Here is a 17,871-nt window from a genome sequence, read left to right as displayed (position 1 = left end):
GCGCTGTCAAGATCCTCGCCCCTCGCCCTTGGCGCAATTATGTGACAATCAAGGTCCAAAAAATGCATTCACGCCGCGTTGCGTCGGCGCTACGATAGAAGCAAGCTCCCGTCCGGAGAAGCAAGCTGCCTTCGGAGAAGGAAGCCCGCTCGGGAGTGAACAATTGTTCGGTCCAAAGGAGGACAAAAAATGGAAAGCACCGCTATCGCCGCCGATGCGCGCAAGCGCCGCACGAAGCCGGCCATCATCGATTGCGACATTCATATCCCGTCGGTCAAGGAAGAAATGCTCGCCTACCTGCCGCGCCACTATCGCGAGCAGATCGACACCTTCGGCATGCGGCTGCCCTCGCAGGGCGCGATGTATCTTAACGGCGCCAAGGGCGGGCGCATGCAGGAGCAGCAATTCCCGAACGACGGCAAAACGTCGAGCATACTCGAGCACTTCCGCCGCGAGCATCTGGACAAATACAATATCGCGCATGCGATCCTGACGGGCATCGGAGACTATGGCATCAACACGACGCCCGATCCCGACTATGCCGCCGCGCTGTGCCGGGCCTCCAACGATTATGGCATCGACCACTTCGTGTCGCAGGATCCGCGCGTCAAGAGCTCGATCATGATCCCCAAGCAGGACCCGCTGCTCGCAGCCCAAGAGATCGACCGCGTCGGCGACCATCCGGGCCTCGTCCAGGTGATCGTCTCCAACGGCGCCGAGAAGCCGTACGGCAACCGCTTCTATTACCCGATCTACGAGGCCTGCGTGCGGCACAATCTGCCCTTCGCCGTGCACGTCAGCATGGAGGGCATCGGCATCAACCACCCGCCGACCGGCGCCGGCCACGTCAACCATTATATCGAGTACCGGATGGCGCGTACGCAGATCATGATGGCGCATCTGGCGAGCATGATCTTCGAGGGCGTATTCGTCCGCTTCCCCGAGCTGAAGTTCGTCATGATCGAGGCCGGCATGCTGTGGGTCGCCCCCTACATGTGGCGCATGGATCAGGACTGGAAGGCGCTGCGCAGCCAGACTCCGTGGGTGAGCGAGCCGCCGAGCGAATACGTGCGTCGGCACGTCCGTTTCACCTCGCAGCCGCTCGAGCTGCCGCCCGACAATGCGATGTTCGAGCCGATGATGAATGCGATCTTCGCCGACACGAACTTGCTGTTCGCCAGCGACTACCCGCACTGGGACTTCGATTCGCCGCTCAAGGCCTTCCCCAAGATGTCGGCGGAGCGGCGCGAACGGATCTTCTACGCCAATGCGGCCGAGCTGTACGGCTTGCCGAGCCCGGCGGGACAGGAGGCGAGCGAATGAGCGCCAAGCATTATGTGGCGACCGTAGGCGAGCTGCAGCCCGGCGGCAAGCGGATCGTCGAGGCCGGCGGCAAGAGCGTCGGCGTGTACAATATCGACGGCGTCTACTACGCGCTGCGCAATCTGTGCCCGCACCAGGGCGCAGGACTGTGCGAGGGCGTGACTTCGGCCTACGTCACCTCGAGCGGGCCCGGCGACTTCGCTTACACCTGCGAGGGCGAAATCGTACGCTGTCCGTGGCACCAGTGGGAATTCGACATCAAGACCGGGCAGATGGTCGTCGACCCGCGCATGCGCACGCTCACCTACGACGTCTCGGTAGAGAAATACGAGGTCTCGGTCGATCAGGAGGCCCGCATCTACGTTCATCTGCCCGCTTGAGGCCGCCAGAACACCGGTGCCTGGACGCCCCGACGCTTTGGCTGAATCCCTTGTCCGAGCCGCCCTTCTGCTCCACACCCCTTCATGCCGCTGCATGAAGGGGCATTGCGCGTTGGGCGGCCGCTATCCAAGGCGACGTCTATCAAGGAGGTATAACCTGTGCGCCACAACTCCAACCGTCTGCTGCTTTCCTCCCTGCCCGCTTTTTTCGCGGTCTTCTTCCTGCTGCTCGTGCTCATCCTGACCGGGTCGGGCTATCTCTCCAGGGAAACGCTGAAGCGCGAGAGCCTGATCATGGCGACATTCATCAGCTCGGCCCTCGACCGCGAGCTCGCGGCGGCCGAGCGCGTCGTCCGTCACGAGCTGCTCGACAAGACCCGCTTCCTCCTGCTCGCGCGTCTCAATCCGACCCACAATTCCTATTACAGCACCTACGAGCTCTCGGTGATGCTGCGGGAGCTCGCCCAGCGCCATCCGCTGATCGATTCGATCTACGTCTACCGTCAGGCCGACCGGACGATCCAGACGCGCAATGTCGCCTCCACGCTGGAGCGGTTCGGCGACGCAGCTTACCTCCAGGCCGTGCTCAGCGAACCGGCAGCCGGACAGCAATGGAGCGCCGCGCGCGCGTACCGCGAGTTCGAAGGCCAATCCCCCGCCTCCGTCGTCTCCATCGCGCTCGAGCTGCCGATGCTGCAGCAATCCGGCGGCGCAGTCGTGCTCAATGTCAGCACAGCGGCGCTGACGGAGCTGGTCGGCCGGCTGTCCGATCCCTCCAGTACGCGGGTCACGATCCGCGACGGCGACGGCTCGCCGCTGCTCGCCTCCGGCCCGGAAGGCATCGGCACCGACGCCGCCTTCGCCTCGGCACACACCGGGTACACGGTGCAGCTCGGGTACCGCGAGGGCATCCTGCACGAGCTGCTCGGCACCTTGACCGCGCTGTATGTGGCAGCGGGCTGCGTGCTGACCGCGCTCGGCGCACTGTGGATGATCCGCTCGACCAAGCGGCACTACGAGCCGATTCAGTCGATCCTCTCGCGGCTCGAGCGCATGACCGGCGCGCGCGGCAGCGGGCATGCCCCGCGCGAGCAATTCGGCTTCCTCGAGCAGGAGCTCGAGCGCATGATCGAGCGGGCGACCGCGTACGAGCAGCAGCACCGCGAGCATGCCGCGATTCGCCGCCGCTCGCTATGCGAGGCGCTGCTGGCCGGCGACTATGCCGGCAGCCCGGAGGAGGCGAGACGCGAGCTGCGCGCGCATGGCTGGCGCTGGCCGGACGGCGCCTGCGTGCTGGCGCTCGCGGAGATCGACGACTACGACGGCTTCGTCGCGCGGTACGGCAAGCGCGATCAGGCGCTGCTCAAGTTCGCGATCTACAACGTGGTGCTCGAGACGACCCGCGGCACCCCGCTCGGCGAGCCGTGGATGGAATGGGTATCGCCTAGCCGGATTGCCGTGCTGCACGGCGATGCAGGCGCCCGGCCCGGCTCATCGGATCCCGCCGCATTGCGCCGGGCCGCAGCATGGATCGGCGCCCATCTGAGGCTCAGCGTCACGATCGCGGTCGCGCCCTCCGCGATCGATCCGTGCGCCCTCGACGCCGCCTATCGCCAGGCGCAACGGCTGCTGCGCTACAAGCGCGCGCTGGGCATCGGCGGCGTGCTCGGCAGCGAGCAGCTCGCGCTGGCCGACGACACCGCCGCGCTGGCGGTGCTGGTCCGCACCCCGGAGGCGGCCGCCGCCTATCGCATGGCCGGGCCCGGCTGGAATCCGCAATGCGAGGAGTGGCTGACACGGCTGCGCGGCCTGCTCATCCCGGCCGAGGAGATCGAGCTGCTGGTACGCGGTCTGCTGTATCATATCGGCCTGGAGCTGCAGCGCTTGCCCGAGCCGCTGCTGCGCGAGTGGAGGGAGCGCTGCGCGCCGTCTGTGGAGCGGCTGCTGCATGGCGAGCGGACGCTGGAGGCGCTGTGCCGCGAGCTGCGCACCGCCTTGATCGCGGCCGCGCAGCAGCTCGTCGCGAGCCGACTGCCTGCCGGCGACTCGACCGCGCTGGACGAGGTGCGCGCCCACATCGACCGCCACTACGCCGATCCCGAGCTGTCGCTCGCCGCGCTCGGCGACGCCTACGGCTTCAGCGACAAGGCGCTCAGCCGCCAGTTCAAGTCCCGCTTCGGCGTCGGCTTCCTCGACTACGTCATGCAGCGCCGTCTCGAAGCGGCGAAGCGGCTGCTCGAGCAGTCCGCAGAGCCGATCGGCCACATCGCCGGCCAGGTCGGCTACCCCAATGCGCTGTCGTTCACGCGCGCCTTCAAGCGCAGCGTCGGGGTGACGCCGGCGGACTACCGGCGCGCTTGAGCCGCCGTCGTGCCAGGCCCGGCGCGGTTCTTGCGAATCCTGTAGGGTGCGGGGAAAGATGCAGGTTGCCCGGCTGGTTCAGGCCGCGCTATAGTGAATGCGGTTGCAGCGCGCGCAACGATAGCACGGAAGGAGCGAGCCATTCGAAAGGAGCATCGCCATGGAATCTAGCATACGTCCCCGGCGCGGCGCGATTATCCGCACCCTGCGCAAGGACAAATGGCTGTATCTGATGGCCTTGCCGGGCATCCTGTTTTTTCTGGTCTTTCAATACGGCCCGATGTACGGCATCGTCATCGCCTTCAAGCATTACAATCTGTACCAGGGCATCTTCGCCAGCGATTGGGCCGGCTGGGACAACTTTCAGACGCTGTTCGGCATGTCCGGCTTTCGCCGGGCGCTGCGCAACACGATCGTGATCAGCCTGTATCAGCTCGTATTCGTCTTCCCCGCGCCGATCATCCTGGCGCTGCTGATCAACGAAGTGCGGCATACGCTGTTCAAAAAATTCGTACAAACGAGCGTCTATCTGCCCCACTTCGTGTCCTGGGTCGTCATCGGCGGCATCCTGTATGCCATCCTGTCGCCCTCCACGGGCATCGTCCGCGACATCGCCGCGCTGTTCGGTCATGAAGGCGCTGTCATGAACATCATGGGTGACCGCGAGACCTTCCGCGGCCTGCTGATCGTCTCCTCGATCTGGAAGGAGGCCGGCTTCGGCACGGTGCTCTATCTGGCGACGATCGCCACGATCGATCCGCATCTGTACGAGGCGGCGACGGTCGACGGCGCCCGCAAATGGCGGCAGCTCTGGCATGTGACATTGCCCGGCCTGCGCACGACGATCGTCATCCTGCTCATCTTCCATGTCGGCAGCTTCCTCAACGCCGGACTCGAGCAGGTCTATGCGCTCTACAATCCGGTCGTGTACGAGGTATCCGAAATTCTCGATACGTACCTCTACAAGCTCGCCTTCGAGGAAGCGAAGTACGACCTCGCCACCGCCTCGGGCTTGTTCAAGTCAACCGTCGGTCTCGCGCTCGTGCTGCTGACGAACGCCGTCGCCAAAAAAATCGACCGCGACAGCGGTCTCATCTAGGAGGTGCCCGCAAGTGACCCTGCTCCGCAAAAGCACGCCCGGCCAGTGGGCCCTCACGCTGCTGCTCCTGCTGCTCACCGTCGTCACGCTGTATCCGTTCTGGCATGTGCTGATGTACTCGCTGAGCGATCCGCGCCAGGCGATGGGCGGCGGCCTGTTCCTGCTGCCCAAGGGCCTATCGCTCGATTCCTACGGCATGATGTTCCGCAATTCGGGCATCTGGAACGCCTACGGCAACTCGCTGTTTCGCCTGCTGGTCGGCACGTTCGTCAACGTCTTCATGACGGCGATGCTCGCGTACCCGCTCTCGATTCGCCGCTTCCTCTGGCGCACGCCGCTGACGCTGCTGATCTTCTTCACGATGCTGTTCGGCGGCGGCATGATCCCGACGTATCTGCTCGTGAACAGCCTCGGGCTCGTCGACTCGCTGTGGGCGCTCATCGTGCCGCAGGCGATCAGCGCCTGGAATTTCTTCATCATGAAAAATTACTTCCAGAGCGTGCCGCCCGAGCTCGAGGAGTCGGCGAACATCGACGGCGCCACGCCGATGCGCACGCTCGTCTCGATCATCCTGCCGGTCTCGCTGCCGGTGCTGGCGGCGATCGCGCTGTTCTACGGCGTGCACCACTGGAACTCGTACTTCGATGCGGTGCTCTATATCCATTCGCAGGAGCGCGAGGTGCTGCCGGTGTTCCTGCGCAGCATGCTCAACTTCAGCGCGATGGAATCGGCGCGCGGCTTTGAGGATACGGCGGCGATGGCCAATGTCTCGGAGGAATCGGTCAAGATGGCGACGATCGTCGCCTCGATGCTGCCGATGCTGATGATCTACCCGTTCCTGCAGAAGTATTACGTCAAGGGCGTCATGATCGGCTCGGTGAAGGGCTGATTGATGCGCTGATCGGCCACACGATCGACGCATCCCGCAGGCTCAACTTTTAGCGAAGACTCGATTCATACGAAGGACATATGAAGGACACACGAAGGACATACGAGGAGGTCTATCGATGGTGAATCTGAATAAACGACCGAAAACAGCGTTCGGCGGCATAGCGATCCTGCTCGCCGCACTGAGCTTGTCCGCCTGCAGCGGCGGCAATTCCGGCCCCGCACCGGTAGCCGGCAATTCGGCGAGCGGCGCAGACGGCGGCGACATGCAGACCGTGACGGTGCTGATGTCGCGCGCCACCAATTTTCCCGAGGACAATCCGGTCATCCAAGAGATCCGCAAGCAATCCGGCGTCGATGCGCAGGTCGAATCGGTCGTCGGCGAGGACTACGAGAACCGGCTCAACACGATGATCGTCAGCGGCAAAACGCCGGATATCTTCAAGGTGTCGAAGGCAAAGCTGCCGGAGCTGGTCGACAACGGCGTCATCCTGCCGCTCGACGACCTGCTCGCCTCCCATGGCCCAAACACCCTGGAGAACAAGGGCGACTATCTCAAGGGCCCCGCCTATATCGACGGCAAGACCTACGGCCTGCCGGACGGCTGGTTCGCCGGCAATGCGCTGGCGCTGCGCAAGGATTGGCTCGACAAGCTCGGCCTCGAGGTGCCGACCACACTGGACGCCTATACCGACGTACTGCGCGCCTTCGTCCGCGACGACCCCAACGGCAACGGCGTCAACGACACGATCGGACTCGGCGTGGCGATCGAGGTGAATCAGACCTGGGAGCATCTGTTCGCCGCATTCGGCGTGCCCCAGGGCCGCCAGGTAGAGATCGACGGCCAGCTTATCCCCTGGATGCTCGCGCCGGGCTATCTCGACGCCGTCAAGTATATGAACGGCCTGTATCACGAAGGCTTGATCGATCCGGAATTCGCCACCGTGCCGACGCTGCAATCGTTCGAGAAGCTGTGGAACGGTACGGTCGGCGCCTACAACTTCGCGGCCGACGGGACGACGCAGAACTGGCTGAGCCGCTACGTCGAGGAGCCGAAGCCGGAATTCGTCTATACGGTCATCAAGGGACCGGACGGCCAGGGCGGCCATCTGCGGCCGGTGCTGGAGGACAGCAGCAGCTTCACCGTCATCTCCAGCAAGGCAAAGCATCCCGAGGCGGCCATGCAATTGCTCGACTACCTCATCAGCGACGAAGGCTATACGCTCACCTGGGCCGGGCTGGAGGACGTCCATCACCGCTGGAACGCGGACGGCGCATTCGAATGGATCCCGCCGTACGACGATGCCGTGCAGCTGCGGGACGCGGGCGGCTATATGTATTCGACGATCGTCTACCGCATCGGCGGCCTGCGCGACCAGTTGTTCAACGACCTCACGCGCGGCGCGCGGCAGATGGCGATGGAGGAGACGATCGAGGACGCGTATCTGTTCGGCCTGCCTGCGGTGCAGCAGGAGCGCGGCACGATACTGGCCGATATGGAGAAGGAATTCCGCACGCTCGCCATCACCTCGACCGGCGATCTGGACGCCCTGTACGCAGACTTCAAGGCCAAGTATCTCGCCGAAGGCGGCGACGACTGGATCGAGCAGGCGACCGCCATCTACGCGGCCGAGCAAGAAGCGCTCAGCCGCTAGCGCGAGCAAGAGCCCGATTCGCTAGAAGGGGCTTTCCCAAAAGTCATAAATGACCTCGGGACGCCCCTTCTTCATCTTGTCAAACCAAACACGGGGATTCCGCCGTGCAGCCTCACTTTTTACGCTTATTTCAGCATTCCGAGCAGATTCCGCCGTGCAAGCTCACTTTTTACGCTTATTTCAGTATCCCAAGCAGATTTCGCCGTGCAAGCTCACTTTTTACGCTTATTTCAGTATCCCAAGCAGATTTCGCCGTGCAAGCTCACTTTTTACGCTTATTTCAGCATTCCGAGCAGATTCCGCCGTGCAAGCTCACTTTTTACGCTTATTTCAGCATCCCAAGCAGATTCCGCCGTGCAAGCTCACTTTTTACGCTTATTTCAGCATTCCGAGCAGATTTCGCCGTGCAAGCTCACTTTTTACGCTTATATCCGCCCCGGCTCAGACCAGCGCCCAGACGAGCGCGAGCCAGCCGGCGATGAACGCCAGCCCGCCCAGCGGCGTGATCGCGCCGAGCTTGCGCACGCCGCTCAGGCTGAGCGCGTACAGGCTGCCGCTGAACAGCACGATCCCGGCCAGCAGCAGCCAGCCGGACGTCATGGCCCCTTGGACCGTGACCGGTCCGCCGGCGATCGCGCCGAGCAGCAGCAGGCCAAGCGCATGGGCGATGTGGTACTGGACGCCGGTCTGGTAGATGGCGAGCTGCTCCGGCGTTAGTCTCTTCTTGAGCGCATGCGCGCCAAAAGCGCCGAGGATCACGGCCAGTGCCATGTTGATGCTGCCGAGCAGCAATAAGGTCTGCATGATACGAGTAACCCTCCTAACTGGGAATGGGACAACCGACGTTTAGGGGACAGCCGACGCTTATGGGACAGCCGACCTTTAATGAAACAACCGTGTTCATTGCGACGCTCCGCCGAGGAATCGCTCCAGCTCCGCCACCCTGTCCGCAGTGAGCGGGCGCGCGTTGTCGTAGTGCAGCACGTCGCCCGGCGCCAGCGGCCACCGCACCTCGCGGCGGGCAAGCGAGCGGCTGAACGTCTCCCAATGCTCCAGCTTCCAGCGGTCCAGGCGCGAGGCGCGCGCCTCGATCCGGGACCGGTAGGCGTCCAGATCGCTCAGATGCACCATCAGCACCCGCACCTGCACCTGCCCGCGCGCGGCGCCGAGCGGCGCGAGCTCGCGCTCCAGCCAGTCCGCATCCGATGTCTCCTGCGTGAAGGGGCCGATGACGCAGGCGTCGAGCCCGAGCGCCAGATTGTCCAGCGTCGCGTCCATCGTGATGCGATAGCCGAGGTCCCGGCAGCGTGTCTTGTACGCCTCCGAATCGCGATCCTCGGGATCGAGCCCGGCCGCGCGCATGATCGCCTCCGCCGCCGGCCGCAACAGCGTATCCATATCCAGCACCGCCATCTTGCGGCGCTGAGCGAGTGCGGCGGCAATCGTTGTTTTGCCTGCGCCGGCCGGTCCGAGCACAAATAAGAGTGTTCCCACGCGCTCCCTCCTTCCGATTGCTCGTATGCATTATACCTCATCGACAGCGCGCCTGTCCTCTCCCGCAGGCGTCTTCCGCACCGCGGCATCTGAGTATCGGACAGAGATTGCTGACGATCGGGCATTGTGGGCGCAGCCGACTTGGCCTACACTGGAGTCATATCCCGACAAATGGAGTGATACGCATGGTAACCAAAATGACTGTCCCGCCGATGGAGCTCGTGGACGAGGACGGACCCGATACGCAGCTCTGCGCCGTGCTGCCGGCCGTGGGCCGGATCGAGCTGGCGCGGGCTCGCATCCCCGAGCCGCGCGAAGGCGAGGTGCGCGTGCGGATCAAGTGGGTCGGCATCTGCGGCAGCGACGTCGAGGTGTACCGCGGGGCGCGCTCGCCCGAATTCATCAGCTATCCGACGCGTCTGGGCCACGAGGTGGCGGGCATCGTGGACAAGGTCGGCGAGGGCGTCATCGGCATCCGCGCGGGCGATCAAGTCGCGTTGCGTTACGTATGGGGCGCCTTCGCCGAATACGTCTGCTGCGCGCCCTTCTCGCTGAAAACGCTGCCAAAATCGCTGCCGCTCATCGAGGGCTCGCTGATCGAGGTGCTGCCGGGCATCCTGCATGCGGCGGAGCTGGCCGAGCTCGCCCCGCACAAGGACGTGCTGATCACCGGCCAGGGCGTCAGCGGACTGGTCATGACGCAGGTGATCCGACTGTTCAGTCCGCGCCGGCTCGTCGTGACCGATCTCTATGACGAGAAGCTGGCGCTGGCCCGCAAGTACGGGGCGACGCACACCTACAGGCTGCCGCACGCCGGCGCCCGTACGATGGACACGGTCGGCGCCGACTTCCCGGACGGGTTCGACGTCGTCATCCCCTGCCTGCTGGAGGGCGCGGGCATGGTCGACGCGATTGACGCCGCCGCCCAGAACGGCCGGATCGTCATGTACGGCTGCATCGGCACCTGCAACGAGCCGGTCGACTTTTTCAAGGTGCACAAAAAACGGCTCGACATTCTCTCCACCGAGCCCAAGCGCGATATCGACAACCGGCGCTTCTTCGAGGAAGGGCTGCGCCTGGTCATGGACGGCCTCGTCAATACGAAGGAAATGATCACCCATATCGTGCCACTGCGCGAGGTCAAACGCGCCTTCGAGCTGCGCAACGCCCATGACGGCGGCACGATCCACGTCATGGTGGACTGCGAGGAGACAGACCACGAGGCGAGCGGCGTGGTAACCAACCCGGCGAACGAACAGACGCGCGACGGAGGGGACGTATGAGCAAGCCGCATATCGTCGTCATCATGGCCGATCAATTGCGCTACGACGCGCTCGGCGCGCATACGCCGCACCTGTCTGCGCTCGCCGCACAGAGCGTCACGCTGGATCGGGCGTACTGCGCCTCGCCGCTGTGCTTGCCGGCGCGCGGCGCATTCTTCACGGGCCGCTACCCGAGCGCCACCGGCTGCCTGATCAACCCATGGGAACCGAGTGAGCAGCGCCACGGGCACGTACGGGCGGGCACGCCCAGCCTGTACAGTCTGCTAGAGGGGGACTGGGACAGCTGGCACACCGGCAAGCAGCACCTGCTGCTCGAGGATCGTCCGGACAAGCGGGACGATGCGCGTACCCACTGGCTGTCGCTCGCAGGCAACTACGATCGGCATCTGCGCGAGCACGGCAAGCGCAAGCCCGGCGGACCTGCCTTCCAAGGTATCGTGCCGGAGATGGCACGCGGCACCCGGACGCGCGCCATGCGCTATTCGATCCCGATGACCGGGATATACGAAGAGGGCTTCGCGCATTTCTTCGACGGCTACATCGCCAATCGGACTATTGAGGCGCTGCGCGACCGCGATACGAGCAAGCCGCTGCTGCTCAATGCCATGTTCGTCGCGCCGCATCCGCCGCTCGAGGTGCCCGAGCCGTGGTACTCGCGCGTGCGCGAGGCGCGGCTGCCAGACAACGTCGGCGTGTGGGCCGAGGGGCAGTCGCCGCTGCAGCTGTACAACTTGCCCGGCTTCGTCGGCAGCCGCTATACGCGCGAGGACTGGGCACGCATCTGGCCCGTCTATCTCGGCCTCGTCTCGCTGCTCGACGACTGCGTCGGCATGATTATCGAGGAGCTGAAGCGCCAGGGCATCTACGACGAGACGCTGATCGTCTTCACCAGCGATCATGGCGAGATGCTCGGCTCGCACGGCCTTTGGCAGAAGATGTGCATGTACGAGGAATCGGTGCGGACGCCGCTGTGGTTCAAATTCCCCGCTTCTGCGGGCCTTGCGCCGCGGCGGGTCGCGCAGCCGGCAAGCGCGATCGACGTGCTGCCGACGATCTGCGATTACGCCGGGGTCCCGGCTCCCGCAGGTCTCGACGGCCATTCGCTGATGCCGCTGCTGCGCGGCGAGCCGGCCGAGGCGCGCGATATTTTCATCCAGTACGACGGCAACGGCGCGCGCGGCAATTTTCAACGCTGCATCCTGGACGAGCGCTACAAGCTGATCGTCGACCTGTTCAAGGACGAGCTCTACATCGAGCTCTACGATGCGTCCGGCGGCGACCCGCAGGAGATGACCAACCTCAGCCTCGAACCGGACAAAGGGCCGATCATCGAGCTCATGCTGGCCGAGCTGCGCGAACACATGGCCGCTACGGGCGATCTGCTGCACCTCCCGGAAGCGGCGTACGAGACCTTCGTCCAGCGCTATGGCGCGTGAACCCTCATGGCGGGCCGACATGGACGGCGCGGACTGGACCAGGCGGCGTGGAACGGCGAGATTGCAGGCGAGATTGCAATAGAGCGAAAAAGTAACGCTACGACACCGGAAAGCTGGAGGCCGAAAGGCAATAGAGTGAGAAAGTAACGCTACTGCGTGTGGCACTCGCCTCGTCGCCGAAGGACGGCGTGAGTCGTTTCGTTTAGTCAAGGCCAAAAAGCCAGTCGGTTCCCGGATTGGGATGCGACTGGCTTTTTGGCCTCGACGGTCTGGAGCGAATTCATTACCGCTGAGCGGGTACATCGGCGCTAAGTGTCCATTACAGAATAACCCGGTGCGATTGAAACCGTCATTATCCCTTCACCATCCGCCAACGAACCTAACGGTTGCCACAGCGGCTATTACGCCCAAAAAAGCGCCGATTGAATTGTAACGGTTGCCACAGGTCTTATTTTCTTGAAATCCATTGAAAAAACGCGATTGAGGCCAAATAAGCGCTGTGGCAACCGCTAGCCTGGAAATCGCCTGAAATTGATCGAAATAAGCGCGCTGGCAACCGTTGGCTGAGGTGAGTCCGTTTTCCCGCCTGATGGATGAGCTGTCTTTGGTTATTTCGTGAAGGATCCTTAGTCCATCGCGTCCCCTCGCTCCCTCTCTTCCGTGCCGGCAACCAGGCTCAACTGCAAAAGTGCAGTTTAAAATTCGTGAAAGCCCGCTTTTTCGCCTTTGAACTGCAAAAATACAGTTAAACTAAGCCTCTCGGGCCGAAATGCCTCACTAGGCCATAAAATAACTGTACTTTTACATTTCATCTTAATCTGCAGCCTACATACTGCTCAATCAACTGTACTTTTGCAGGCCAGCCTTGCCGGACGACGTAGCATAAAAGCCAAAAACGCATGCGCAGCGGGCGATTCAATCGCTCGATGCGCATGCGTTCGTAAAAAAGGGAACGGTCCGGACAAGCCGACCGGTCCAGTCAGGCCCATGCGCTCAGGGAAGCCGGGCAAGCGTCCGGTCCGCGGCGGCGGCGTCAGATCGGAACGGGCTCGGCCTGGAGCAAGCGCATGACGATGCCGGACGGATCAGCCGCCAGCCAGGCGCCGTCCTGCTGCCGCAGCGTCACGCCGCTGCGCTCCAGGTGGGCGCGCAGCCGCTCGAGCTCGGCCCCCGGCAGCCGCATCGTATAATAGGCGAGCCCGGTCGCCTGACTCGATGCGGGCGGAGCTCCCGCTCCGGCCCAGATATTGAGCCCGATATGATGGTGATAGCCGCCCGCTGATACGAAGACCGCGCCCATCTGCGCCGCATAATCGACCATCGTGTCGAAGCCGAGCGTCTCGGTGTAGAAGCGCTTGGCCTCGGCCAGACCGCGCACGTGAAAGTGCACATGCCCCATCCGGGTACCTGCAGGCATGCCCCGCCAAGCCTCGCCCTCCGCAGCCCCGAGAATGCCCGGGATGTCGAGCGGATCGGTCGTCATGCGAATGCTGCCGTCCGGCGCATACGTCCACTCCTCGCGCGGCCGGTCGCGATAGATTTCGATGCCGTTGTTGTCGGGATCGGATAGATAGAGCGCCTCGCTGACGTGGTGGTCGCCCTGCCCGACGTGGACGCCGTGATCCAGCAGCTGTCGCAGCACCAATCCGAGATCGCGTCGGCTCGGCACGAGCAGCGCATAATGATAGAGCCCGCTGACGCTGCGCGGATCGGTCTCTACTGCGCCGGGCACTTCCTCCAGCACGACCAGCATCGCACCGCGCCCGGCGGCCGTCAGCTCGGCGGTCGTCGCCGTGCGGGCGGCGCATTGCATGCCCAGCACCTGTTCATAGAACGCCAGCGAACGCTTCAGGTCGCGCACACGCAGCTTTACTTCGCCCAGCTTCAGTTCGGATGTCATCCGATAGCTCATTGCGATTCCTCCTTGACAACACGTAATCTTAGTCACTACAACCGGTAATCGTAGTCATTTTATGATCGATCCGGATGCATGGATCTTGGTCTCTTCATCATATACGAAAACATATAATTGTCAAGTTACTTAATATTATTAAGTCAAATTGGACACATGTCGCAAAATCGCAGTCGGAATTCACCATTTTAGAGTGCTTTCCTGCAAGCGCTTATGGTACATTTGAAGAGGTAGTATGAAAATGGAATCGGGAGGCAAAAATCAAATGACGCAAACTCATCGTGTCGGCATTATCGGCTGTGGCGGCATTGCCAACGGCAAGCATCTGCCCAGCCTGAAAAAACTGGCGAATGTCCAACTCGTGGCATTCTGCGACATCATCGAAGAACGCGCCCAAAAGGCCGCGTCCGAATACGGCGCCGAAGGCGCAACGGTGTATACCGATTATCGCGAGCTGCTCAAGGACGGCTCGATCGAGGTCATTCATGTCTGCACGCCGAACGACTCCCATGCGGAGATCGCAATCGCAGCGCTGGAATCGGACAAGCACGTCATGTGCGAGAAGCCGATGGCCAAAACGGCCGCCGACGCAAAGCGCATGATGGAAACGGCCGAGCGCACCGGCAAAAAGCTGACGATCGGCTACAACAACCGCTTCCGTCCGGACAGCCAGCACCTGAAAAAAGTGTGCGAGGACGGCGATCTGGGCCACATCTATTACGCCAAAGCGCACGCGATCCGGCGCCGCGCCGTACCGACCTGGGGCGTCTTCCTGGACGGCGAGAAGCAAGGCGGAGGCCCGCTGATCGACATCGGCACCCACGCCCTCGACCTGACGCTGTGGATGATGGACAACTACAAGCCGAAGGTGGTGCTGGGCACCGCTTATCACGAGCTGTCCAAAAAAGAAAACGCGGCCAACGCATGGGGCCCGTGGGACCCGGCGAAATTCACCGTCGAGGACTCGGCCTTCGGCATGATCGTCATGGAGAACGGCGCAACGATCATGCTCGAGTCGAGCTGGGCGCTCAACTCGCTGGACATCGATGAAGCTAAATGCTCGCTGAGCGGCACCGAAGCCGGCGCTGACATGAAAGGCGGCCTGCGCATCAACGGCGAGCAGCACAGCCGTTTGTACACGACTGACGTCGATCTCAAAGGCGGCGGCGTCGCTTTCTATGAGGGCAACTCCGAGAATGCGCCTGACGTGGAAATGCGCCTGTGGTATCAAGCGATCGAGCAAAACACCGATCCGGTCGTCACGCCGAAGCAAGCCTACGTCGTCTCGCAAATTCTCGAGGCGCTCTACGAATCGGCACGCACGGGCCAAGCGGTCTATCTGAACGAATAGTTTCTAAATTAATAGCGCGCAGTAGTACGAAGAAGCCCCGCTCCTGCGGTAACAGGGGCGGGGCTTCTAGTGCTCTGCATCAAGTGGTGAGGTATAGGGCATTGGCCGTTGCATCATACGTCATCGCAATACCCAATCCGCGCAACATGACCTGTGCGGGAATATACGTCACATTGTGAAGCATGACCGGCGCGGCACTCGCGGTCTCGGACTCGCCATTGTAGAAGACGGTGGTGCTCGACATCGTCAGCGTGACACGCCGCTCCTCCCGTTCCACCTTGATCGTGCTCGTTTTTTGATACCAGGTGACCTTGGCATCCAGCGCCTCCGCCAGCTCACGCAACGGAATTAAATTACTGCCGTTCTTCAGCACAGGCCCATTCGTGAGAGACAACCGTTCACCATCCAAATACACCTTTAAATCGGAAGAAGTATATTCCGGCGCTTTGGGCTTGCTGGACGATAGGGATTTTCCTGACGAGCTTGAGCCACTGGAGGCCGCGGCGCCGCTTGAAGAGCTCGACTGTTTGTTTTTGTTATGATAATGATATTCTCCGTACTCCAACCCCCACTTCTCACAATTGGTCCTGCATGTATGCCCGCCCTTGGAATCGGTCCTCCCTGGATGGGCCTCCGCCGGCACACTTGCTACACTGAGCACACATACAACTAGCACAATAAGGGGGAGTAAATTCTTCACAATCATTCCTGACCTCCACTATAAAGGAATAAATAAACATCTCTATTATAGTAGAAGTAGTCAGGCGTGACCACTTATTTTAATCCTCTTGATCAACAGGCACGCGGGCGATAAGCAATTCGAACGCCGTGCCCGGCTCGAAGCGCGTGCCGTACTTGGGCTTGAAGGTGAGCTGTGTCACGGCTGCGGTACTCTGCCACTCCCCGCCGCAGATTGCGATCCGGCCGCCGGAAGCGCCGACAGCGGACAGGATGTGCTTGTGCCGATCCGTCGCGGCATGCTGCGGCAGGGCCAATGCGCCGCACCCATACACCGATTGCGGAGCCGTGGCCCCCCGGCAGCAAGCCGAATGCCCGGCCGGCGGTCGCGCTCGTCTCGTGCGTGGAATCGAGCGCCGTGGCGCGTCTGACGGCATAATGACTGTCATCCGCATCGCCATTGGCCTCCACCAGCAGCTCATCCTCAAGCCGATCGGCATTCGTGCGAGCCGTGACGAGCACACGCAGACCGGCCGCGCCGGCCGGCACCTGCAGCGTGACCGAGGACGCGCCTTCCGGACCGATCACCTCGCGCACGCCAAGCGCATTGTTCAGATACAGGCCGATGCGCGAGCCGGCCAGGTAATTCTCGCCTGTGCCGTTGTTGTCCCCTTGCGGGAAAAACCGGAGCTGCTGCAGGGCCGCCGTCTTGTTCCAGCGTCCGTTCTCCTGACTGACCGGGAACCATACGTCCTCATACGTCCCGTGCTGGCTGTACCAGGGCTGGAAGAACGTCGAATTCCGCACCTCCGGGTACAGCACGACCAGACTGCCATAGGCATAATCCGGGGCCTGGGCGGCTGCCGACCAGCCGATCCGCGGCTCCGTGTAGGCCTGGTCGATGATCACATTGCCGGCAGTGCGTTCCCTGCCCAGCCGCTGGATCGGGTAAGCGCTCGCGGCCGAGTCTGTGTTGAGCTCGTGATACACCCGGTCCCCCTCGCGCGTCGCCAGATCGTGATCCGAACGCAGATGCATGACCAGAGTCAGGACGTCCGCATCTTGTCCGTGCGAAACGCATAGGGAAAGAACAAATACCCGCCGCCAAAACGCGGGCCGTCCAGGGATAGGGCCAATCATGGGGCAAAAGCAAGGGCCCGGCGCGCGGCGCGCTCGCCCGCTGCCAGCAGCTCGCCAATCGCCGCATGGTCGTCGTCATACGGGATGCCGGCGCCCGCGAGCCACGGCCCGGCTGGCACGAAGCCTGGCGGCAAGTCGCTTCCAACCGGGTCGAGCGCAAACGGCGGCGCGCCCCAGCTCGCGTCGCCGAGATGCGACACGAAGCCGTCCGCCAGCGGCGGACATGCCTGCCGCAGCGCCTCCGCGATGGCAAACGCATGCGGCGCAAACGCCGCCTCGTCGGTGCAGGCGCGGCCTGAACCGTCGTCCTGCGCGCGAAGCTCTACATCCGCATGCGCCTCCCCCGGCCAAGTGGTCGGCCGCAGCCGCACCTCGCAGCTCAGCTCGCCCAGCTCCAGCCGGACAGTTGTCGGCGCATCCAGCGTCGTCCCGCTCCATAGCATGACATGCACCGCTCGCTCCTCGCCTGCCGGCTGCGTCGCGGCGGTCAGCCACTGCCGCGAGATCCGCGCGGCTGCATCCGTGTCGACGACGACTGGAGCGGCCAGTGCGAAGCGCCCGGACTTGGCCGCTGCATTGAGTCCGCAGGTGCGCAGCCCGTTCGCAGCCGGATCCGGCGCGGTGCGCAGCGCGACCGGCCAGCTCTTGAAATAGACGTCCACGCCAGCCTCCTCCATCCAGCGATCTAGCCCGAGCGCGGCTGCGGCCGGATCGATTGTGCCGGCCTCGGCGCCGCGCAGCGGCTCCAGCGCGCGCAGCAGCGCTTGGGCGGCTGCGCGCGCGGTCTCGCCGCTCGCCAGCGCGGGCAGGTCGACGAACATGCGGCGCGCCCGCGTGAGCTCCCAGCCGAGCATCGCGCCGCGCTCCACCA

Annotated in this window: 15 protein-coding genes; 9 read left to right on the top strand and 6 right to left on the bottom strand. The window is 63.1% G+C overall.

The genetic code is table 11. From position 1 onward, the window contains the following. Window positions 1-189 precede the first annotated feature (189 nt). The 6 genes from IDH44_RS12195 to IDH44_RS12170 all read left to right on the top strand — a co-directional run bounded on the left by IDH44_RS12195 (window position 190) and on the right by IDH44_RS12170 (window position 7,706). Window positions 190-1,323 (top strand): amidohydrolase family protein, encoded by a 1,134-nt coding sequence (locus IDH44_RS12195; RefSeq protein WP_190918021.1) that lies wholly within the window; start codon window positions 190-192, stop codon window positions 1,321-1,323. Further along, on the top strand, window positions 1,320-1,703 hold the full coding sequence (locus IDH44_RS12190; protein WP_190918020.1) for a Rieske (2Fe-2S) protein: 384 nt from the start codon (window positions 1,320-1,322) through the stop codon (window positions 1,701-1,703). The genes IDH44_RS12195 and IDH44_RS12190 overlap by 4 nt, the downstream gene beginning before the upstream one ends. 159 nt (window positions 1,704-1,862) lie before the next feature. Next, window positions 1,863-4,064 (top strand): helix-turn-helix domain-containing protein, encoded by a 2,202-nt coding sequence (locus tag IDH44_RS27175; RefSeq protein ID WP_190918018.1) that lies wholly within the window; start codon window positions 1,863-1,865, stop codon window positions 4,062-4,064. A 160-nt stretch (window positions 4,065-4,224) separates the two neighbouring features. Next, entirely contained in the window at window positions 4,225-5,163 is a 939-nt protein-coding gene (locus IDH44_RS12180; RefSeq protein ID WP_190918017.1) for an ABC transporter permease, read from the top strand. A 13-nt stretch (window positions 5,164-5,176) separates the two neighbouring features. Next, window positions 5,177-6,052, top strand: coding sequence for a carbohydrate ABC transporter permease (locus IDH44_RS12175; RefSeq protein WP_317890168.1), 876 nt, complete (start codon window positions 5,177-5,179; stop codon window positions 6,050-6,052). Window positions 6,053-6,170: 118 nt separating this feature from the next. Further along, window positions 6,171-7,706 carry an extracellular solute-binding protein gene (locus tag IDH44_RS12170; RefSeq protein ID WP_190918015.1) on the top strand — a complete coding sequence of 512 codons (1,536 nt, stop codon included), beginning with the start codon at window positions 6,171-6,173 and terminating at the stop codon, window positions 7,704-7,706. A 441-nt stretch (window positions 7,707-8,147) separates the two neighbouring features. Here IDH44_RS12170 and IDH44_RS12165 read toward each other — a convergent pair whose 3' ends face one another. Both IDH44_RS12165 and IDH44_RS12160 read right to left on the bottom strand, forming a co-directional pair. After that, window positions 8,148-8,510, bottom strand: coding sequence for a DUF423 domain-containing protein (locus IDH44_RS12165; RefSeq protein ID WP_190918014.1), 363 nt, complete (start codon window positions 8,508-8,510; stop codon window positions 8,148-8,150). Window positions 8,511-8,606: 96 nt separating this feature from the next. Further along, on the bottom strand, window positions 8,607-9,200 hold the full coding sequence (locus tag IDH44_RS12160) for an AAA family ATPase (RefSeq protein WP_190918012.1): 594 nt from the start codon (window positions 9,198-9,200) through the stop codon (window positions 8,607-8,609). Window positions 9,201-9,385: 185 nt separating this feature from the next. Between IDH44_RS12160 and IDH44_RS12155 the strand changes: the two genes are divergently transcribed. Together IDH44_RS12155 and IDH44_RS12150 are read left to right on the top strand one after the other, a co-directional pair. Then, window positions 9,386-10,483 (top strand): zinc-dependent alcohol dehydrogenase, encoded by a 1,098-nt coding sequence (locus tag IDH44_RS12155; RefSeq protein ID WP_190918010.1) that lies wholly within the window; start codon window positions 9,386-9,388, stop codon window positions 10,481-10,483. Further along, the gene (locus tag IDH44_RS12150; RefSeq protein ID WP_190918008.1) at window positions 10,480-11,919 is read left to right on the top strand and encodes a sulfatase family protein; all 1,440 of its coding nucleotides are present in this window, start codon (window positions 10,480-10,482) and stop codon (window positions 11,917-11,919) included. The genes IDH44_RS12155 and IDH44_RS12150 overlap by 4 nt, the downstream gene beginning before the upstream one ends. A 1,033-nt stretch (window positions 11,920-12,952) precedes the next feature. Here the strand turns inward: IDH44_RS12150 and IDH44_RS12145 are convergent. Further along, window positions 12,953-13,831: a VOC family protein gene (locus IDH44_RS12145; protein WP_317890167.1), complete on the bottom strand. Its 879-nt coding sequence runs from the start codon at window positions 13,829-13,831 to the stop codon at window positions 12,953-12,955. 265 nt (window positions 13,832-14,096) lie between these two features. Between IDH44_RS12145 and IDH44_RS12140 the strand changes: the two genes are divergently transcribed. Continuing rightward, on the top strand, window positions 14,097-15,182 hold the full coding sequence (locus IDH44_RS12140; RefSeq protein ID WP_190918006.1) for a Gfo/Idh/MocA family protein: 1,086 nt from the start codon (window positions 14,097-14,099) through the stop codon (window positions 15,180-15,182). Window positions 15,183-15,261: 79 nt separating this feature from the next. On the opposite strand, the gene IDH44_RS27380 is transcribed toward IDH44_RS12140, so the two are convergent. The 3 genes from IDH44_RS27380 to IDH44_RS12125 all read right to left on the bottom strand — a co-directional run. Next, window positions 15,262-15,888, bottom strand: a complete 627-nt coding sequence (locus IDH44_RS27380) for a copper amine oxidase N-terminal domain-containing protein (RefSeq protein WP_190918003.1) — start codon at window positions 15,886-15,888, stop codon at window positions 15,262-15,264. Between the two features lie 86 nt (window positions 15,889-15,974). Beyond that, on the bottom strand, window positions 15,975-16,898 hold the full coding sequence (locus tag IDH44_RS12130; RefSeq protein WP_190918001.1) for a hypothetical protein: 924 nt from the start codon (window positions 16,896-16,898) through the stop codon (window positions 15,975-15,977). Between the two features lie 98 nt (window positions 16,899-16,996). Beyond that, window positions 16,997-17,871 (bottom strand): hypothetical protein (locus tag IDH44_RS12125; protein WP_190917999.1); only part of this gene is annotated, 875 nt, incomplete at its 5' end.

It is taken from the genome of Paenibacillus sabuli, assembly GCF_014705605.1.
In the GTDB taxonomy this organism is placed as follows: Bacteria; Bacillota; Bacilli; order Paenibacillales; family Paenibacillaceae; genus Paenibacillus_D; species Paenibacillus_D sabuli.
Note: the sequence above shows the minus strand (reverse complement) of the source record. Positions and strands in the feature narration are given on the sequence as shown.